The organism is Psychrobacter sp. LFX-11D (genome assembly GCF_904846475.1).
Classification (GTDB): domain Bacteria; phylum Pseudomonadota; class Gammaproteobacteria; order Pseudomonadales; family Moraxellaceae; genus Psychrobacter; species Psychrobacter cryohalolentis.
In genome coordinates this window covers 115,479-134,154 of the sequence record NZ_CAJHAV010000001.1, presented here as the reverse complement: position 1 = coordinate 134,154, position 18,676 = coordinate 115,479, and the positions used below count along the sequence as shown (strand labels likewise).

Below are 18,676 nucleotides of genomic sequence, written 5' to 3'. Positions count from 1 at the left end.
AAGAGTAAAGTGATAACGATGAACACGCGCTTTAATAATACTGATTTTGATAGCAAATCTATCGCCATTTGCTCTTGGGTCACTTGTTATGTTGGCTTGGGTAGCAATCTGGCAAATGAGCTTGGGGCGCCTGTTGATCATTTACAGCACGCGTTTGAGATGATGCAAGAGCAAGAAAAGATACGCACTGTGCGTATTTCTTCATTCTATGCCTCGGTACCGATGGGACCGCAAGATCAGCCAGATTTTGTGAACGCCGTTGCTGGCTTTGAAACTATATTTACGCCGTTTGAGCTGCTGACATTTTGCCAACAGTTGGAGCAGCAAGCAAAACGCGCCCGCCTGCGTCATTGGGGTGAGCGTAGTCTTGATGTGGATATATTGTTATACGGCGATAAGCGGATTTCTGAGCCAACATTAACGATACCCCATGTGGGTTTGCATGAGCGTAATTTTGTTTTGATACCGTTACGAGAGCTCGCACCTGAGCTAATGATTGTAGGAAAGTCGATAATCGACTATCCCCAAAGCAGCGATTGGGCAGGTTTGAAGCTGTTAGAACATGATGCGTCAAGTCATAAATAAAGAGACATTCATTTAAAGTGAATGACAGTTGATTGATATTCATAAGTATTGAGGATGATATAACGATATGACAACGTTATCTACTTTAAATAAGTTTAAAGAAGACGGTACCAAATTTACTTGTCTGACCTGTTATGACGCCATGTTTGCGCGCATGATGGAAAAAGCGCAGATTGATACGATTTTAATCGGTGATAGCTTGGGTATGGTGGTGCAGGGTCATGATTCAACTTTGCCTGTTACCGTCGATGATATGGCTTACCACACTGCTAATATCTCCCGTAGCAATAAGCAGGCTCTTATTTTAGCGGACTTACCTTTTATGAGCTATGTGACACTGCCTGAAGCCGTTGCTAATAGCCGCAAGCTGATGCAGGCAGGCGCTCATGTGATTAAAATTGAGGGTGGTCGTGAGCTTTGCGAGTTGATTAAAACATTAGCGCAAGCAGGTACGCCAACGTGCGTGCATTTAGGCTTAACACCACAGTCGGTAAACGTTTTTGGCGGTTATAAAGTTCAAGGTCGCGGCAATGAAGCAGGTCAAAAACTCCTTGACGATGCAAAAGCTGTGGTTGACGCTGGTGCAGCGCTTTTGGTACTAGAATGCGTCCCTGCTGAGCTTGCTAAAGCGGTAACGGAAGCCGTTGCTGTGCCAGTGATTGGTATTGGGGCAGGCGCCGATACCGATGGTCAGGTATTGGTCATGCACGATATGCTCGGTATGGTTCATGGTCGCGCGCCGCGTTTCATCCATGATTTTCTGACTGATGAGCGTAACACTGAGCACAGTATCGAAGGCGCATTTGCCTTGTATCAGCGGTCAGTAAAGGAAGGTAGTTTTCCAACAGAGCAGCACCAGTTTAGCTAAGCAAATATAGAATTTCAGTAATTAGGTCCATCAGTAAAAGAGCAGTTAACCATGCCGACGATTCATTACCATATCTCAGACTTACGCGTTGCTCTGCAGCCTTACCGAACAGCGCAGCGCATTGCCTTAGTACCTACAATGGGTAATCTACACGATGGTCATCTGGAGCTGGTAAAAATTGCCAAACAGCATGCAGATATCGTGGTGGTTAGTATTTTCGTCAATCCAACGCAGTTTGGGGTTGGTGAAGACTTTGATAGCTACCCTCGTACCTTAGATGAAGATGTCGCGAAGCTTACCACGGTTGGCGCTGACTATGTTTTTGCTCCTACTATTGATGAGATGTATCCGGTACTACCGCCGCCGACCACTATTCTCGCTGGGACTATTACTGAGCAACTATGTGGCAAAACTCGCCCCAATCATTTCGATGGTGTCGGTATTGTTGTCTCTAAGCTCTTCAATATCGTGCAACCTAACATAGCCGTATTTGGGCAAAAAGATTATCAGCAATTAGCCATTATTAAGCAGTTGGTTCGTGATTTGAGCTATTCAATCGATATTATTGGCGCGCCTATTATTCGTGCTACTGATGGCTTAGCGTTATCATCGCGCAATCAGTATTTAAGCGAGTCTGAGCGCCAAACAGCGCCTATCTTACAGCAGGAGCTGCAGTATTTAGCCAAACAGATTAGTGATAATAAACAACCGTTAGAGGTGCTTTTGACAGCAGCTCACGAGCGTATTACTAGTGCGGGGTTTATGATTGATTATCTAGAAGTAAAAACAACTGAGCTAACGGCTGTTGATGATGAGAGTATCAATAACCATCAAGTCTTGGTTATTTTAGTGGCTGCATGGCTAGGTCGTGCACGCTTGTTAGACAATCGATTGGTCACGATTAATAAAGTTTGATCACGCTGCTATTTATAACATTGTAATTTGCGGGATGCAATTTATAAGGATGACGGAACATGCAGGTAAATCAAGACACCCATAATGCTCAATCAAAGCTAACAGATTCTAACGAATCCACTGGTGATAAACTGAGTATATTGGTAGTGTCAGGACGTTCAGGCTCAGGGAAAACCTCGGTACTAAATATCCTTGAAGATCTGGGTTTTTATTCTATTGATAATTTGCCTTTGTCTCTTGTGCCTGAAGCGGCGCAAAAGCTGGTCTGTGATAGTGGAATTAAGCGCATTGCCCTTGGGGTGGATATTCGTACGCCGCGCGCAGATTTATCTAACTTTGATGCAATCCATGACAGTTTAAAGCAGACCTATGGAGAAGAGGCGGTCACGGTGATGTATGTGACGGCGCAAGAAGAGACGCTGGTTGCACGCTTTAATGCCACGCGCCGCATCCATCCGTTGATGGTGTTAGATACCAAAGGCGTAGAAAACAACGTTTATAATCTACCAGCAGCTATTGAGAAAGAGATACAGCTTTTGCAGCCGATATTCAAGCATGCCGATATCAAGATAGATACCAGTATGCTCAATATCCATCAGCTAAAAGAGCGTCTGCGTGATTATGTGGGTGTAGATAATCAAATCGTGATTAATTTACTATCGTTTGGTTTCAAGTACGGCAGCCCTATCGATGCAGATTTTGTCTTTGATGTACGCATCTTACCCAATCCACATTGGAATCCGACACTGCGCTCGGCGACAGGTCTTGACGCCGAAGTGGGTGCGTTTTTTGCCGATTATCCAGAGGTTGCTGAGATGACGGGAGATATCGCTACATTCTTGAATCGTTGGTTACCTGATTTTTTACATAATAATCGTCATACGGTAACGGTTGCCATTGGCTGCACCGGTGGGAAGCACCGCTCGGTATTTATCACCAAACACTTACAAGACAGATTGCAAAATAGCTTGCCAGAAGGCTTGACCGTGACGGCGAAACACCGTGAAAAGCATCGCTGGTAGCGTTTGCTAAACCTTTTATACCTAATTTTTTATACCTATTATTTATTTTTAAACATGGAAAGCTTTTATGATTGACTGGTCAGAACAAGATATGCGCGTCTCGCGCACAGAGCTCAAAAAAGCTCATGAGCGCCTGCAACAGTTGTCGATACCGCTTGCCAGCTTATCGAAGAAACAACTTAAAGCTTTACCTGCCAGTGATTATTTTATGGCGGAATTAATGGCGCTCGCCGATATCACCAGTGCCAATGCGCGTAATCGTCAGACCAAGCGCGTTGGCAAGCTTATGATTGAAGAAAATCGCCATGAGCTGATAAAAGCATTATTTGATGCCTATTTCCCTAAAGAGCAGGTTTCTAAGATAGAGAGCTGGTATGAGCGTTTAAATATCAATGATGAAGGAACGCTCAAGCAGTTCGTCAAACAATATAAAGCCTCTGAGCAGCATAGTATGTATCAGCTATTGCTCTGGATTGAGTACGCTAAGCATACAAACGACGAGGAGCTAATGGCGGAGTCAAAAGCAGATTTGGCCAGTTATATCCGTGAAGTCGCTATTTTAACGAATCTAAAAAAATAGCGATGAGAGATATAGGCAAGCGAATTTGGTTAGTGGGTACCTATAAAACACTAAAGATAGAATACTAAAATACAAAAAAGCCAATCAGTAAAGATTGGCTTTTTTAATTGATCAGAAGTAGCGTTTTTATATTTTTTTAAAAAACTAATGCTACTTTTTCTCTGCGCGTACTTTGTCGACTAGGAAATCAACTACTTTAGGTACGGTAGCACTTTCACCGGTTACCACGTACTTGCCTTGCACAACAACGGCTGGCACACCCGATAACTGATAACGCTTAGCGCCTGCTTGCGAGCGACCGATTTTGGTACCAACAGCAAAAGAGTTGTAAAGGCTATTAAATTTCTTTTCGTTCACACCTTTTGAGGCATACCATTTGCTTAATGAAGACTGGTCAAATAATTGCTTACCATCTTTATGTACGGCATCAAATAAAGCGTCATGGGTCTTGTCTTCAAAACCCAGTAATTGCGCGGCATAAAAACCACGGGCACTGGCTTCCCAAACAGGGTTTAATGCTGCGGGTGTTTTAAAGAAGGCTACATCTTTATCTTTGTTTTTTGCCCATTTTTCCATGTGTGGATTAAGGACATTACAATGCGGGCAACCATACCAAAAAAACTCACGCACAATGATAGCATCACCGCTGATTTTTTCTGGATTATCTAACACACGATAGTCTTTTCCTGCGACATAATTGGCAGCTTGTGCACCCATATTGGCAAATCCAATAGCGCAAGCCAAACCAGTTAATGCGATGATACGTTTCATACTTATTCCTTGAAATAACGACATTCAGAAGTTTGCTTTAATAGTTATAGCTTTGATAGTCATATAAATACCAAAGCAAATAAGCAATGACAAAGTCAATAGACGACGATAGGTCAACTGAGTCGACCTACTATAGAATAGCAACTATAATAGCGTAAAATGCGGCAGTTTGTGAACCGGATTCTTAACTAATGGTTGTAATGCTGTCAGTCATTATTTAAGGTATCTTACTTATAGCCTGTTATTCTATTTTTATTGACGTTTAGAGCATCAATAAAGCAGTTCTCAATCGGTGACGATGTACTTACGGCAGCTTTGCGGCTCGCATGTTAATATTGAGTCTTTAGTCACATACTATAACAATAAAGGAAAAACTATGAGCCAAGCTTTATTTTCTGGGCAGCCTTTGCACACTCAAGCAAATGATAGTGGCATGGCTGACGATACCATAAACGCTATCAATGTCGATCCAAGCGAAGTTGAAAAATTTAATAAATTGGCGGGTGAGTGGTGGAATAAAACCGGTGCCTTTGCTACCTTACACGAAATCAATCCGCTGCGTCTAAACTGGATAGAGGAAAATGTGAAGCGTGGCTACGTGAGTGCTGATAGTCAAAAAACGGCAGAGATGGGCTTGGCGGGTAAAAAGGTTCTTGATGTCGGTTGTGGCGGTGGTATCTTGTCAGAATCGATGGCACGTCGCGGCGCAGATGTGACAGGTATCGATCTTGGGACAGAAAATCTTAAAGCAGCAAGCCTCCATGCTGAACAAAGCAACTTACAAGATACCTTGCGCTATCAGCATATTCCGGTTGAGCAATTGGCTGCTACCCATGCTGGTCAGTTTGATGTGGTTACCTGTATGGAGATGCTAGAGCATGTACCAGATCCAGCCGCTATTGTAGATGCTTGTTTTAAGCTGTTGGCGCCAGGCGGCGTATGCTTACTATCAACGATCAACCGTAATCCAAAATCTTATTTGTTTGCTATCGTGGGTGCAGAGTACGTATTGCGCTTGCTTGATCGCGGTACGCATGATTATGCCAAGTTTATTACGCCAGCTGAGCTCGATAAAATGGCAATTGATGCAGAGTTTGCGCGCCAAGATATCATTGGACTGCACTATAATCCATTGACCAAGCGTTACTGGCTAGCTCAAAACGTCGATGTCAACTATATGATAGCAGTACAGAAACCTCTCGCTTAATACCCTTTTATCACCTTAATTAAGAGCCTTCGTAATGAGCCAATTTGTAAAAGCGGTCTTATTTGACCTAGATGGGACATTGATAGATACTGCTGCCGATTTTGTACGTATTATTGGCAAAATGAGCCAAGAAAACGGCTGGCAAGCGCCGTCTGAGACAGAGATTCGTGAGCAAGTATCGGCAGGTGCTTCAGCGATGGTGCAGCTTATGCTACGTCATAATGAGCAAACAGACTTTAGCGAAGAGACGTTGCTTGAGTTTCGTCAGCAGTTTTTAGACGATTATGAAGCGGATATTTGTGTAGATAGTCATGTTTTTGACACGCTTGAGGACGTTTTAAGTGCTCTTGAAGAAAAAGGTGTACCGTGGGGTATAGTGACCAATAAACCGCGCTATTTGTCAGAGCTGTTATTAGAAAACATGCAATTAGATACGCGCTGTGCAGTTTTGGTTTGTCCTGATGACGTATCACGCCCTAAACCTGACCCAGAGCCTATGTATGCGGCACTAGAGAAGCTTGGTATCCCTCGCGGCGCTGCTGCAAGTGTGATTTATGTTGGCGATCATATCCGTGATATCGAAGCTGGTAATGCCGCTGGTATGCCCACGATTCTGGCCGCTTATGGTTATATTCCGCCTGAAGATCAAAACAACCTGAAGAAATGGGGCGCAGATTATATTACGGAAACCCCTGAGCAGTTGAGTAAATTACTGCTTTCTTCTGGTAAATTCGACTATTTATAATTCCAATGAGCCATAAGATCAGCGTGTTATCAGGTAATATTTAACAACATAGCATAATGGTTAACCATCCCATTTATTAAACGATAAGTAGTGAGTAACGCCATGAGTGACAATATCAACCCATTAGCGAATCAGTCGGCAAACCATTCAGCCGACAATATAGCCAATAATATTGAAAGCCATCAGACTGAATTGCAATCGTCTGCAACCAAATTAACCCACGGGGATATTCGTGACTTTGTACCCTCTGAAAACTGCTTAGATGGCAAGACCATCTTGGTGACAGGTGCGGGCGATGGCATTGGTCGGGTCGCTGCATTGACCTATGCACGCTATGGCGCAACGGTGCTGCTATTAGGACGTACCAGTAGCAAGCTTGAATATGTCTATGATGAAATCGAGAGCTTTGGTGGTAAGCAACCTGCTATGTTACCGATGAATCTAGAAGGGGCTACCTATGCAGAAATGCAAAAGCTAGAAAATTTGATTCATAGAGAAGTTGGTCAGCTTGATGGGATATTGCATAATGCTGGGATGCTTGGTCCATTGACGCCACTTGAGATGTACGATGTAGATATGTTTGCTCAAGTCATGAAGATTAATTTCACAGCGACCTTTATGCTTACCCAAGCGCTACTACCGTTACTCAAAGATGCACCGCATGGTTCTATCGTATTTACTTCTAGCAGCGTTGGTACGCATCCTCGCGCATTTTGGGGTGCTTACGCGCTGTCTAAGCAAGCGGTAGAAGGAATGAGCGATATCTTTACCCAAGAGACGCAAAACACCACCAATCTGCGTTTTAACTGTATCAATCCGGGTGGTACTCGCACCAATATGCGTGCTCACGCTTATCCAGGTGAAAATCCGATGAGTCTGAAAACTCCTGAAGATATTATGGCAGGTTATGTGTGCTTGATGAGTGATGAGAGTATCGGGGTACGTGGACAAGTGGTTGAGTTACAACCCAAGGATTGAGCGACAATTTGTCTGCGCAGGTAGATTGAAATTGCTGATATTTAACCCCATCTATTTGTTATCAAAGACCTTTATGCTTGATTAAAAATACGCATAATTAATAAAAATAAATAGGATAATAATATGGCAGGTGGTTGGTCAAGAGATGGTGCTGAGCATGAGCAAATGGATGCCACCGTTAACGATGCGCTAGAGCGCGCACGCCGTGCATTACCGACAGGTAAAAGCGCAGAGTTTTGTGATGAATGTGGTAAGGCGATTCCAGAAGCTCGCCGTATCGCAGTACCGGGTGTGCAGCATTGTGTTGGCTGTCAATCTGAGCTTGAGCAAGAAGCAAAAGCTGCGGAATTGTTTAATCGCCGTGGCAGTAAAGACAGTCAGTTACGCTAATAAAACCAATGCTGCTCAATAAAAAAGCCCCTACTACCAAAATAGTGTGGGCTTTTTTAGTGGTTCTATTTTTATCAACAATCTTTCTATCACTACAATAGATGGCTATGCAATCATTAACTATAGTATCAACGCCATGAGTTCATGGTCATAGGCTTCCCAATCTAGCTTAACCTCTATCGCATCTTCTTGCCCAGTACTTGTTTGCAAAATAATTTCTAGTCGGCTGTCGGCTTGTACGCTCACTGTCTTTGTAGACAAGCTATCAGGCGTAAAATTGATTTGTAGCCAGCCATTAGACGTATGCAATACGCCTTTGATGCGTTGCCAGTTTGGTAGCGTTAGCAGCCAATCCTGTAACTTATCAGCATTTAATTTATAGTCCGCTGGTAATCGCCAACCTGCAACTACGATATCTTGCTGTATTTCATGATAACGATAGGGCAGCTCGATGTCTTTGTCTGCCTGAATATTATTATCGTTTGTGGAAGGGTTGAATAATGACTTATTCGATAATGAATGACTCAGCGGCTGCAAGCTAATCACAGATTTTTTCGGCTGAGCGATACTGACTGTCCGCTGTTGTGAGATAGTCTGGCTATGCTTGTTCAGCTGCGTGCTTAACACTGCTGAATAGTCATTCGATGTGCTTATATCGTTAATTGTGGTCTGATCATCAGACTCTGCCCAAATAATAGTGATTTGCGTATTTAACTCTGCTATCCAATCTTGTAATGCTTGCTTATCGTCAGTACTTAATTGGGCATAGCGATTAATGACCAAGACATCGGCATCACGAATATGCGCTTGGAACCCTTCGTGAGCACGATATTTTTCTCGTTGCCACTGCAGAGCGTTAAGTACAGTTATGACCGCCTGCATCTTTAGAGCCGTCTGCCAATGCGGCGCGCTCAGCTGCCGTATAAGCTCACGTGGATGAGCAAGCCCTGTTGGCTCAATAAGCAGACGTTGCGGATGATGGTCACTCAGCAAGCGACCAATAGCTACTTGTAGAGGTAACTGGCTGGTACAGCAAATACAGCCGCCGCTAACTTCACGAATGGCGATATCATTTTGAGCGGAATTGCTATCTTGTGAGCTTGAAACCAAGGCTGCATCGATACCAATCCGACCAAACTCGTTAATCAATAATGCCCAACGCTCATCAGTGGATTTATCGGCAATCAATTGATTAATAAGTGTGGTTTTGCCAGAACCCAAAAACCCTGTCACCAAAGTGCAGGGTATATTTTGATGAATAATAGAGAATTTCAATGTTGCGCCCGTTGTATTAATAGGATTACCCATTAATAGTATGATATATCAACGGACACAAGCAATACTTAGAAATTTAAAGTGATTCGCTCTTAGCTGCTTCGACTTCTGCTTCGTCAGGTACGAATACATATCCTACGCCCCAGACAGTCTGGATATAACGTGCTTGTGAAGGATTGTCTTCAATTAAGCGGCGCAGACGTGATACTTGAACGTCAATTGAACGCTCCATCGCGCCCCATTCACGACCACGAGCAAGGTTCATCAGCTTATCACGGGTCAATGGCTCGCGTGGATGCTGAACCAATGCCTTTAGTACCGAGAATTCACCCGTCGTTAAGGTGACAACATTGCCGTCGCGTTTGAGCGTACGTGTCGATAAATCAAGTGTCCATGGACCAAATTCTACTACTTCAAGCTGATGACTTGGTGCCCCTGGTAGCTCACGATTTTGACGACGAAGTACTGCTTTGATACGTGCTAATAGCTCTTTTGGATTAAATGGCTTTGGTAGATAATCATCCGCACCCGCTTCTAGACCCGCGATGCGATCAGCGTCGCCACCTTTAGCCGTGAGCATAATAATAGGGATGTCGCCATTATCTTCGCGCAGACGCTTACAAATACTGATACCGTCTTCGCCTGGTAGCATCAAATCAAGTACCACTAATGAAAAAAGCTCACGCTGTAGCAGCTTATCCATTTGACTGCCATCGTGGGCAGTACGGACAACAAACCCATCGTCTTCTAGAAAGCGCTGTAACAAAGAGCGCAATCGTGCATCGTCATCAACGACTAGAATACGCTGAGTTAAGGTATCGGGGCTGTTATTTTCAGACATACAGGCATCCTCTTATAAAAATTATTATTAGCAAAAATTATTGTTAAAACGCACCAGTCAGTATATTTACTCTCAATAAAAACAGTGTGAATACCACTTTTACCATTTATTAGTGCAACTATTTGAGCATCATTCCATCGATTGGCAAAAAAATATAAAAATGAGAACTATTGTTCAGTACGTTGGTACACAGCAATATTTGTGCTGATGAGACTTTAGTGTATAAGATTGCAGTCATAATTGCATCACTGATAAAGGCAAATGCTGTAGGTGTTTGTTTAATAAAGCGTCAAGAGTGTGCTCATTAAACGATTTTTGCGATAAATAACACGATAAATAACGAAAAGATAAAAAGGATTTCTATTCATGCAGCTTTTGCTATAATGCAAAACTACATTTCTCAACGATTGATACGTCTATGAGTAGCACTGATACCTTAACGCCATCTCAAACCTCGACAAATGCACAGGTTTTGGATGCAACCACACACGCGAATATTCACGACAAGCTTGCTCGCGCGCTTGGCATTAAGACTGCTCAAGTCAATGCGTTTGTCAAACTGTACGATGAAGGCGCGACCGTTCCGTTTATTGCCCGTTACCGCAAAGAAAAGACGCAGAATCTCGACGATGCGCAATTGCGAGCTCTAGAGAAGTCTCTCAATTATGAACGTGATATGGCAACCCGTCGCCTTAAAATTATTGAATTACTAAGCACACAAGGCAATTTGACCGACGAGCTGCAGACACGTATTGATAATGCAACCTCAAAACTTGAGCTTGAAGACATCTACTTGCCATATCGTCCACGTCGCCGTTCACCAGCTGCCAAAGCACGTGCTGCTGGTCTTGATATTGCTGCACAAGCAGTGTTAACGCAAAACGTGACGCCAACCGATGCATTAGCAGACTATCAAGTACAATCAAGCATTACTGATGAAAGCGGTAATGAGATTGAAGTTGATTTTAGTGATATCGAGAAGCAACTTGCTGGTGTACAAGCCATTATCGTAGATGAATGGACGCAAGCATTAGACTTGTTAGATCATTTACGTAGCAGTTTTGCCAAAACAGCCAGTATCGTATCGAGCGTTGCCAGTGAAGAAAAGCGTGAAGTCGGTGAAAAGTTCAAAGATTACTTTGAGCATAGCGAAAGCCTTGCCCGTTTGCCAAATCATCGCTTATTAGCGATGCTACGTGGTCGTCAAGAAAACGTCTTGGGTCTAAAAATCGAAGGCGAAGATGCGCCTTTTATCGAAAAAATTATTAAGCATTTTGAGATTGATGCTAAAGCGCCAACCGAGCGTCAAGAATTTTTGACAGAAGCGGCGAGCAGCTTATGGAAAGACAAATGGCGTCCACATATCGAGCATCGTTTATTGACTGAAAAGCGTCTGACTGCAGAAGCGGCTGCGATTGATGTTTTTGCCAATAATTTACAGCATTTATTGATGTCAGCACCTGCTGGTCGCAAAGTTATTTTGGGTGTTGATCCCGGTATCCGTCATGGTGTTAAGATGGCGATTGTTGATGCCCAAGGTCATGTAATGTTAGATGGCGAAGACAAGCCTGTTATCGCAACGGTTTATCCATTTGCGCCTGATAATAAAATGACTGAAGCCAAAGTGGTTATCGATGAATTATTAAGTACTTATAATGTGGATCTAGTGGCTATCGGTAATGGTACGGCAAGCCGTGAAACCGATGCGATGATTAAAGAGATTTTGGCAGCAAATGATGCGCTAAAAGCCAAAGCAGTCATCGTGAATGAATCTGGCGCGTCAGTCTATTCTGCCAGTGAGCTTGCTACTGATGAGCTTGGTAATTTAGATGTCTCTGTACGTGGGGCAGTATCTATTGCTCGTCGTCTACAAGACCCATTGTCAGAGCTGGTCAAGGTAGATCCAAAAGCCATTGGGGTTGGTCAATATCAACATGATGTCAATCAAGCTCAGTTGGCAGATAGTCTTGATAAAGTCACACAAGACAGCGTTAACGCCGTTGGTGTTGATGTGAATACGGCAAGCCCCGCTATCTTGGCGCACATTGCTGGCTTAAATAAAAATGTTGCGCAGCAAATCGTTACCTATCGCAAAGAGCATGGCGCTTTTGATAGCCGCGAGTCATTGAAAAATGTGCCGCGCTTAGGTGCTAAGACCTTTGAGCAAGCCGCAGGCTTCTTACGCATACATGATGGTAGCAATCCACTTGATGCAACTGGTGTACATCCAGAAAGCTATGCGCTGGTCGACAGCTTACTTGCCCAAACAGGTAAAGCCTTGCCAGAAGTTATCGGTAACGATGGTGTATTAAACAGCATCGATACCACAGCGCTAGCTGCTAATGATGAAAATGTTAGCGTAAAAGCGATTTTAGATGAGCTTGCTAAGCCCGCTCGTGACCCACGTCCTGAGTTTAAGACGGCTAACTTCCGTGAAGATGTGAACAGCATTAAAGATTTGAGCGAAGGCATGACATTAGAAGGGGTTGTTACCAACGTGACTGCCTTTGGTTGCTTCATCGATGTTGGCGTGCATCAAGATGGTCTGGTTCATATCTCGCAAATGGCCAATGACTTTGTCGCAGACCCGATGAACCGCGTCAAGCCCGGTGATATCGTCTCGGTCCGTGTCATCTCTATTGACGAAAAACGCGGTCGTATTGGTTTTAGTATGAAACCTGAAGCTGAAAAACCTGCACGTCCAGCAGCGAAACCTGCGACGGCAAATGTTACTAATAATGATGAGAATACCAGTCGTCCGCGCAGCAATCGTCCAGCTGGCGATAAGCGTCCGTCTAAGCCTAAGCGTCAACCTAGTAGCAGCAATAATAGCGACAGTCGCAGTAAGGCGCCTCGTGCGGAAAAAGCAGAAGCGCCTAGCAAAATGGGTACTTTCGGCGCGCTATTGCAAGAAGCAGGTGTGACTAAAGTTAAGAAATAAGACGTCTTATTCTAAATAGAAACAAAAAAGGCAGCCATTAGGCTGCCTTTTTATTAAATCAAATATATCAATGGTGTTTTTTAATCATTATATTTATTTCAAGAATCGACTTAGTATAATTACTTAGATATTTACTTATAGCTCATCTTCTTCTACATCTAACACTACATCTTCAGAGATAATCTCAGTTGTTTGTAATTCTGAATTTTGTAAAGCTTCTGCAGGTGCTTTTATTTCGGTAGTCATCGGTTGTTGACCGTTTGGCGCTTTTATCTCAGTAGTCATTGGCTGTTGACTAATATTGCTATTGACGCGTGCGCGCGAAATCGTTTGAGTTTCGCTAATCGCAAACGGTGTCATTTTGCTTGTTTTAGAAGTATTTGCATCAGTCTCATTGCCTGTGCTTTCAACTTTGGCTTCAACAGCCATCTCAGCAGTGGTGGTCGTCTTTTTAGCGGCTTTAGTATCAGCTGGAGCTGCCATTGCCGGAACAGTAAGTGCCGCGCCAATCAGTAATGATAAAGCTAGAGTATGGTTTTTCATTTATTTAATCCTCAATTTATATTTTTATAATGTCAGCTAAAATGGTCGTAGAGATAACTTTGATTAAATGCGGTCTGATATGGTGCTTATCTATGTAGAATAAAGAATATATATATTTAAGATAACTAATATATAATCTATAGAAAAAATAAAATCATGATAATCAATAGGCGACTATCATGATTGATTCGTATAAAAATTCTGGTCATTACATAACGTTATCTATAGATATAAAAGACGTCAGATATAAAAGACGTCGTAAACACTAAGCGCAATAATAACAATTTAAATACTAAACATTCAGTGGTACATCCATGAAAAATCTAACAGACTCCTACTAATAAGTGATATCGTGCAATTATTGTAGTGTTATTGTTAGATAAGAACCGCACCTTGTGACCAAAATGCGGTTATTTTAATACTATTAATTGAATAGTATAGAAACTGCTTTTTAAGACATAGGTTTAGCTATCAATTACATCAAAACTCAGACCAGCGTGTTTCTCTAAACGTCCAAGTAGCTTGTCGCCCATTGCTGAAGCAGGTGTCCAAAAACCACCCTTCACTTCTTCTTTGCTGATATCTTGCGCTAAACATAATGCCGCTTGCGACAACATACGTGAAGTGCTGCCATAGCCTGGATCTTTATCACCCGTTACTTTGGTAGTAATACTGTCTTTGTTAGGTGTTTGTCCAAAGAGACGAATATCAAAATAGCCGTTTTCTTGCTCTTCTTTAGAAGGTCCTGAACCTGATTTAGGCAACACGTGCTTGGATAATAACTCGCGGCTTGGCGTAATCATCATGGCAGTGGCAAAGCCGAGCAAGCCTGCACTCAAGGCGTAACTCGTCAGCTTACCTTTGATACCATCTTTCATCCACATTGCTTCATCATATTTAAATTCGCGTCCATATTCATAACCAAGCAACTGATTACTGCGATGCACAATGCGCGTATTGATACTTGCCATCACAAAAGGTGCAAGCCAGCGCTTATGTTCGCTATCGTATTCTGGTTTGCTGACATTGCTCTGACGTACGTTTGGCGCATCTTTATCATCGTTCAGCAAATAAGGATTTGCCACTTGCTTACGACGAGATTTATCTTGTCCAACTTCCTCAAAGATGGTTGCCATTGAGGCAATCGTACCGCCTGATAGTCCGCCTTTCGCGGCTTTCACACGCATATGAATCACATCACAAGCACTGTCAAACTTCGCTTCTGCTTGCTTTTGCGTAAAGTAAACGCCTAAATCTGATGGGATAGAATCAAAGCCACAAGAGTTGACGATACGGGCGCCGCTTTGTTTTGCCGCCTCTTGATACTTATCCATCATATCTTTGATAAATATTGCCTCACCAGTGAGATCAACATAATCTGTGCCATTATCAACACACGATTTGATAAGCGGTTCGCCGTATTTAAGATAGGGTCCAACGGTTGAGATAATGACTTGTGTTTGCTCAGTCATTGCATCAAGGCTTGCCGCATCATCGCTATTGGCAATAATAATATCTACTTTGCTTGCCAGTTTAGATTGCAACTCGTTGAGCTTCTTTTGATCACGACCTGCTATCGCCCAATTAATTTCAGAGCCGCTCTTATCTTTGTTAGCAGACAAAAAATTTGCCAGATAATGGGCAGTGATTTGCCCAACAAAGCTGGTCGCCCCATATAAAACCACCGCATAAGCTCGTTTTTCACTACTAGATTTTTTGTTATTACCTGATGAGTTGGTACTCTTTGCTATATCCGTATTCATCGTTATCTTCCTTGTTAGTGTGCTTTGTCAAATGATTGTTATAAGAAAATGATCATTAAGTTCAATTGAGCTTAAAAAAGCATCATAAATAATATTTGTAAAATCGAGCGTAATATCTTTGAATAATTTTCTCATAGACTTAGTAGTACTTAAGTGTTTATTTACCGTTTCCACACATAAGTACTGAAAATATCTTTAAATGGTAAGATTTGCTACAAAGTTTACATAACCTATCGACATTATTACCAAAATGAACCTTTTAGATTGAAAATCATTGCTACTCTATATTCCTAAGCACTATCTAAAGCATTATCTATATTTTTAAACACTAAGAGCTGTAAAAAAATAAAAAGCAAAATATCGGATGACTGAGGTTGGTAATGTAAGAGTTAGTTAGTAATTACTATAGCAACCTTATTATTTGACTTTTCAATTACTATTTTAGGAGAATCATTATGTTTCGTTGGGCTATTATTTTCGCCGTAATCGCATTGTTAGCAAGTTTCTTAGGATTTGGTGGTGTTGCTGGATTGTCTGCAAACTTCGCCTATATCTTGTTAGCATTAGCAGTCATTCTATTCATCGTGGCATTTGTTAGCCGCCGTATGTAATAGGAAAAGTATACTCGTCCTATAAAGACATTAGCCAGTTAGAAAACTGGCTAGTAAAAAAGACCTCAGATACTATCTGAGGTCTTTTTTTATGGCTAAAATATAGCTATCTGCTAAGTGATACATAGTGAGCGCACAGCGTGATATTTATAGGCGTTTGGGCTGGACGATATGTTCCATGCGTTTTGCTAAACGAACATCATGGCTGGTGATGCCGCCAGTATCGCCAGTAGTCAGGCGAACTTCTACTACGTTATAGGTATTACTCCATTCAGGATGATGCTCTAAGGCCTCAGCATGAAAAGCAGCTTGATTCATAAAGCTCATAGCTTCAACAAAATCGCCAAAGTGGTAGGTTTTTACGATCGCATTACCTTCGCGCTGCCAGCCTGGTAATTCTTCTAACTGCAAATCGACTTGTTGATTAGATAAACTACTCATGGTGATATCCTTTATTATTATGGTGGATAGAAAAATCATTATTAACGATAAAATAGTGTGGCAACTACTGTAAGTTTTATTTGCCTTCACGAATGTAATAAACGCTTATAAAAAGTCATAGGACAAAAAACCCACCTGTCACTGACATTTTATTATATATTTGGTTAAAAAAATATAATAGAAGTATCAAGAAGATAGGAGGGCTATGACGTTATTATTGAGAGTATATAGCGCTAGTATAACGGTTAATAGAGCAAACTATCGTAGCTATTTATCGTTAAACATACTTATTCAATAGTTTGAACTATAGTAGATCCTTGTAGTCAGGATTTTTATCAATATACGAGGCAACAAACGAGCACTGCGGTACTACTTTCTTATTGTTTTCACGAGCATAGTCCAATGCATGTTTTACCAATGCCGAGCCAACCCCTCGACCACCTAACTCCTGTGGGACGATAGTATGATCATATACCAGCTTATCCTCACGCTCTTTGTAACTGATATAACCTGTCTGCCCATCGATCGAAGTCTCAAAGCGTCTCGCTGCCTCATTATGGACGATATTCATATCTGATTTTGTACCGACGTTACTCATAAAAACTCCCTATTTTCAAATATTATAATTATTTCTACTCTTGTTATTGTGCAGATTTCTAGTTTACATCTCTAGGCTGTTAGCGTAAGAGTAGATAGGGCAAATGTTAATATTTTTAACAGGCTTCTATTCTAAAAGCTCTTTTCAAGCTTAAAGACTATGCCAGTCTCGTTAATAAAAAATCAGGCATAAAACATAGCTTGGCGCACAACCTGAGGGAGAAACCTTCTAAAACCACGTAATGTCTCAGTAGCGTTGTTAGAGGCATGGTTATTACTGCTTTTGTTGGTAATGCTTCTATCATTATTTGATATCGATTGTGTATAAGTATGCCATTCATCGCTATTTGGTTTACTAAAATGGCGAATGCGTCCAATTACTTGTTGAAATTGATGACTAAAGTGCCCAGTATTATAGGTTAAATTGTATTTATCGCAGATGGCTTGTACGTTTGGTGCAATCTTCGCATAGTGCCTAGCAGGCATATCGGGAAAGATATGATGCTCAATTTGATGCGATAAATTACCGGTCAAAATATGAAACCATTTATTACCTTGAATGTTGCTAGAGCCGAGAATTTGACGCACGTACCAATCACCTTTGCTCTCATTGGCATCAAGATGGGTATACATATGAGCCTGCTCGGTAAAGTGACCACAGAATATCACTGCCCATGTCCATAGATTACGAGCGATATTGGCAGTGATATTACCGCTTAGAGTCGTCAAAGCACTACCACGACCTAATGTCAGACCTACCACCGTAGGAAAAGCAATGTAATCTTTACCAACTTGTCGGGCGATTTTGCCAAATAGTGCACGAGCTTTTGGCTGCATTATGTCTGTCAGTTTTGGTACGTCTGCGTACTCGTCGACACTGATTTGAATATCATGGAAGGCGACGGCCCATTCAAAGCCTAATGCCAATATCATCGTCTTAAATAAGTTATAGCGATCGCTTGGCGTCCAAGGCTGCTCATCAGTAACGCGAATCAAGTGGTAGCCGACATCATGGTCGCGACCGACAATATTGGTAAAAGTATGATGCAAGTAGTTATGCGAATGCTGCCATAGGGGCGCAGGGCAAACGATATCCCAATCGAACTTTTGGCTGTTAAGGTGAGGGTGCTGCATCCAATCATACTGACCATGCATGACATTATGGCCAAGCTCCATGTTGTTTAAAATTTTACTAAAACTCAGTAAGGACGTGCCAAGTAGCCAAACGCTAAGTTTGCTACGTTTTGATGATAATTGCCCAGAAAATGCCAGTAATGCCCGTGAAATTACCTCGCTATATACCACCGTCCCATAAACACGCTGAATATAGCGCGCATCATCGCTGCCTAGTGAGTCCATCACGCCTTGATACAGTGTATTCAATTCATTAGCGAGCGCTTCGGTTTGCACTTTTGGTAACGGCGTACCCGTTAACGTCGGATATCGCGTGGTTTTGAATGGTGCATCGATTAACGGAGTTATAGCAGAGACTGCAGATTTAGCTTTAAATATAGGGGGTAATAAGCGCATAGATAGTCCTTATCCGAAGGTGCATCAATAAATCGCAAGCACAACGTTCGGTTTAATCATCGGTGTCAGTTTT

The 18,676-nt window shown here is 42.2% G+C and carries 19 protein-coding genes; 11 read left to right on the top strand and 8 right to left on the bottom strand.

What is annotated here, in order from left to right; genetic code table 11:
- Positions 1-18: 18 nt before the first annotated feature.
- The 5 genes from folK (at position 19) to yjgA (ending at position 3,970) form a co-directional block, all read left to right on the top strand.
- Complete coding sequence (folK, locus tag JMX75_RS00610; protein WP_201530550.1) at positions 19-585, top strand: 2-amino-4-hydroxy-6-hydroxymethyldihydropteridine diphosphokinase; 567 nt, start codon at positions 19-21, stop codon at positions 583-585.
- Between the two features lie 67 nt (positions 586-652).
- A complete protein-coding gene (gene panB, locus JMX75_RS00605; RefSeq protein WP_201530549.1) occupies positions 653-1,453 on the top strand; it encodes a 3-methyl-2-oxobutanoate hydroxymethyltransferase in 801 nt (266 codons plus the stop codon).
- Positions 1,454-1,504: 51 nt separating this feature from the next.
- Entirely contained in the window at positions 1,505-2,368 is an 864-nt protein-coding gene (gene panC / locus JMX75_RS00600) for a pantoate--beta-alanine ligase (protein WP_201530548.1), read from the top strand.
- A gap of 59 nt (positions 2,369-2,427) precedes the next feature.
- Entirely contained in the window at positions 2,428-3,390 is a 963-nt protein-coding gene (gene rapZ, locus JMX75_RS00595) for an RNase adapter RapZ (RefSeq protein ID WP_181209381.1), read from the top strand.
- A gap of 67 nt (positions 3,391-3,457) precedes the next feature.
- The gene (gene yjgA, locus JMX75_RS00590; RefSeq protein WP_011512503.1) at positions 3,458-3,970 is read left to right on the top strand and encodes a ribosome biogenesis factor YjgA; all 513 of its coding nucleotides are present in this window, start codon (positions 3,458-3,460) and stop codon (positions 3,968-3,970) included.
- Positions 3,971-4,120: 150 nt separating this feature from the next.
- On the opposite strand, the gene JMX75_RS00585 is transcribed toward yjgA, so the two are convergent.
- On the bottom strand, positions 4,121-4,741 hold the full coding sequence (locus JMX75_RS00585; protein ID WP_011512504.1) for a thiol:disulfide interchange protein DsbA/DsbL: 621 nt from the start codon (positions 4,739-4,741) through the stop codon (positions 4,121-4,123).
- Positions 4,742-5,117: 376 nt separating this feature from the next.
- Between JMX75_RS00585 and ubiG the strand changes: the two genes are divergently transcribed.
- The 4 genes from ubiG (at position 5,118) to JMX75_RS00565 (ending at position 8,061) form a co-directional block, all read left to right on the top strand.
- Positions 5,118-5,948: a bifunctional 2-polyprenyl-6-hydroxyphenol methylase/3-demethylubiquinol 3-O-methyltransferase UbiG gene (gene ubiG / locus JMX75_RS00580; RefSeq protein ID WP_201530547.1), complete on the top strand. Its 831-nt coding sequence runs from the start codon at positions 5,118-5,120 to the stop codon at positions 5,946-5,948.
- Positions 5,949-5,982: 34 nt separating this feature from the next.
- Positions 5,983-6,693: an HAD family hydrolase gene (locus JMX75_RS00575; protein WP_201530546.1), complete on the top strand. Its 711-nt coding sequence runs from the start codon at positions 5,983-5,985 to the stop codon at positions 6,691-6,693.
- Positions 6,694-6,795: 102 nt separating this feature from the next.
- Positions 6,796-7,671, top strand: coding sequence for a YciK family oxidoreductase (locus JMX75_RS00570; RefSeq protein ID WP_227672970.1), 876 nt, complete (start codon positions 6,796-6,798; stop codon positions 7,669-7,671).
- 123 nt (positions 7,672-7,794) lie between these two features.
- A complete protein-coding gene (locus JMX75_RS00565) occupies positions 7,795-8,061 on the top strand; it encodes a DksA/TraR family C4-type zinc finger protein (protein WP_011512508.1) in 267 nt (88 codons plus the stop codon).
- A gap of 120 nt (positions 8,062-8,181) precedes the next feature.
- Here JMX75_RS00565 and JMX75_RS00560 read toward each other — a convergent pair whose 3' ends face one another.
- Positions 8,182-9,369, bottom strand: a complete 1,188-nt coding sequence (locus tag JMX75_RS00560) for a CobW family GTP-binding protein (RefSeq protein ID WP_201530545.1) — start codon at positions 9,367-9,369, stop codon at positions 8,182-8,184.
- Between the two features lie 43 nt (positions 9,370-9,412).
- The gene (gene ompR / locus JMX75_RS00555) at positions 9,413-10,177 is read right to left on the bottom strand and encodes a two-component system response regulator OmpR (RefSeq protein ID WP_011279439.1); all 765 of its coding nucleotides are present in this window, start codon (positions 10,175-10,177) and stop codon (positions 9,413-9,415) included.
- Between the two features lie 418 nt (positions 10,178-10,595).
- On the opposite strand from ompR, the gene JMX75_RS00550 reads away from it, so the two are divergent.
- The gene (locus JMX75_RS00550) at positions 10,596-13,118 is read left to right on the top strand and encodes a Tex family protein (RefSeq protein ID WP_133103931.1); all 2,523 of its coding nucleotides are present in this window, start codon (positions 10,596-10,598) and stop codon (positions 13,116-13,118) included.
- Positions 13,119-13,253: 135 nt separating this feature from the next.
- Here the strand turns inward: JMX75_RS00550 and JMX75_RS00545 are convergent, their stop codons facing one another.
- Positions 13,254-13,661 (bottom strand): hypothetical protein, encoded by a 408-nt coding sequence (locus JMX75_RS00545; RefSeq protein WP_133103930.1) that lies wholly within the window; start codon positions 13,659-13,661, stop codon positions 13,254-13,256.
- Positions 13,662-14,125: 464 nt separating this feature from the next.
- A complete protein-coding gene (locus JMX75_RS00540) occupies positions 14,126-15,424 on the bottom strand; it encodes a saccharopine dehydrogenase family protein (protein ID WP_133103929.1) in 1,299 nt (432 codons plus the stop codon).
- 455 nt (positions 15,425-15,879) lie between these two features.
- Here JMX75_RS00540 and JMX75_RS00535 point away from each other — a divergent pair, with 455 nt between their 5' ends.
- Positions 15,880-16,035, top strand: coding sequence for a DUF1328 domain-containing protein (locus JMX75_RS00535; RefSeq protein WP_011512513.1), 156 nt, complete (start codon positions 15,880-15,882; stop codon positions 16,033-16,035).
- A gap of 147 nt (positions 16,036-16,182) precedes the next feature.
- Here the strand turns inward: JMX75_RS00535 and JMX75_RS00530 are convergent, their stop codons facing one another.
- The 3 genes from JMX75_RS00530 to JMX75_RS00520 form a co-directional block, all read right to left on the bottom strand.
- Positions 16,183-16,476 carry a 4a-hydroxytetrahydrobiopterin dehydratase gene (locus tag JMX75_RS00530; protein ID WP_133103928.1) on the bottom strand — a complete coding sequence of 98 codons (294 nt, stop codon included), beginning with the start codon at positions 16,474-16,476 and terminating at the stop codon, positions 16,183-16,185.
- A 304-nt stretch (positions 16,477-16,780) separates the two neighbouring features.
- A complete protein-coding gene (locus JMX75_RS00525; protein ID WP_020442517.1) occupies positions 16,781-17,074 on the bottom strand; it encodes a GNAT family N-acetyltransferase in 294 nt (97 codons plus the stop codon).
- A gap of 182 nt (positions 17,075-17,256) precedes the next feature.
- Positions 17,257-18,603, bottom strand: a complete 1,347-nt coding sequence (locus tag JMX75_RS00520; RefSeq protein ID WP_133103927.1) for a fatty acid desaturase family protein — start codon at positions 18,601-18,603, stop codon at positions 17,257-17,259.
- Positions 18,604-18,676 lie beyond the last annotated feature (73 nt).

Coding starts and splice junctions, on each gene's coding strand:
- folK (WP_201530550.1), top strand. CDS start 19: ATGAACACGCGCTTTAATAATACTGATTTTGATAGCAAATCTATCGCC.
- panB (WP_201530549.1), top strand. CDS start 653: ATGACAACGTTATCTACTTTAAATAAGTTTAAAGAAGACGGTACCAAA.
- panC (WP_201530548.1), top strand. CDS start 1,505: ATGCCGACGATTCATTACCATATCTCAGACTTACGCGTTGCTCTGCAG.
- rapZ (WP_181209381.1), top strand. CDS start 2,428: ATGCAGGTAAATCAAGACACCCATAATGCTCAATCAAAGCTAACAGAT.
- yjgA (WP_011512503.1), top strand. CDS start 3,458: ATGATTGACTGGTCAGAACAAGATATGCGCGTCTCGCGCACAGAGCTC.
- JMX75_RS00585 (WP_011512504.1), bottom strand. CDS start 4,741: ATGAAACGTATCATCGCATTAACTGGTTTGGCTTGCGCTATTGGATTT.
- ubiG (WP_201530547.1), top strand. CDS start 5,118: ATGAGCCAAGCTTTATTTTCTGGGCAGCCTTTGCACACTCAAGCAAAT.
- JMX75_RS00575 (WP_201530546.1), top strand. CDS start 5,983: ATGAGCCAATTTGTAAAAGCGGTCTTATTTGACCTAGATGGGACATTG.
- JMX75_RS00570 (WP_227672970.1), top strand. CDS start 6,796: ATGAGTGACAATATCAACCCATTAGCGAATCAGTCGGCAAACCATTCA.
- JMX75_RS00565 (WP_011512508.1), top strand. CDS start 7,795: ATGGCAGGTGGTTGGTCAAGAGATGGTGCTGAGCATGAGCAAATGGAT.
- JMX75_RS00560 (WP_201530545.1), bottom strand. CDS start 9,369: ATGGGTAATCCTATTAATACAACGGGCGCAACATTGAAATTCTCTATT.
- ompR (WP_011279439.1), bottom strand. CDS start 10,177: ATGTCTGAAAATAACAGCCCCGATACCTTAACTCAGCGTATTCTAGTC.
- JMX75_RS00550 (WP_133103931.1), top strand. CDS start 10,596: ATGAGTAGCACTGATACCTTAACGCCATCTCAAACCTCGACAAATGCA.
- JMX75_RS00545 (WP_133103930.1), bottom strand. CDS start 13,661: ATGAAAAACCATACTCTAGCTTTATCATTACTGATTGGCGCGGCACTT.
- JMX75_RS00540 (WP_133103929.1), bottom strand. CDS start 15,424: ATGAATACGGATATAGCAAAGAGTACCAACTCATCAGGTAATAACAAA.
- JMX75_RS00535 (WP_011512513.1), top strand. CDS start 15,880: ATGTTTCGTTGGGCTATTATTTTCGCCGTAATCGCATTGTTAGCAAGT.
- JMX75_RS00530 (WP_133103928.1), bottom strand. CDS start 16,476: ATGAGTAGTTTATCTAATCAACAAGTCGATTTGCAGTTAGAAGAATTA.
- JMX75_RS00525 (WP_020442517.1), bottom strand. CDS start 17,074: ATGAGTAACGTCGGTACAAAATCAGATATGAATATCGTCCATAATGAG.
- JMX75_RS00520 (WP_133103927.1), bottom strand. CDS start 18,603: ATGCGCTTATTACCCCCTATATTTAAAGCTAAATCTGCAGTCTCTGCT.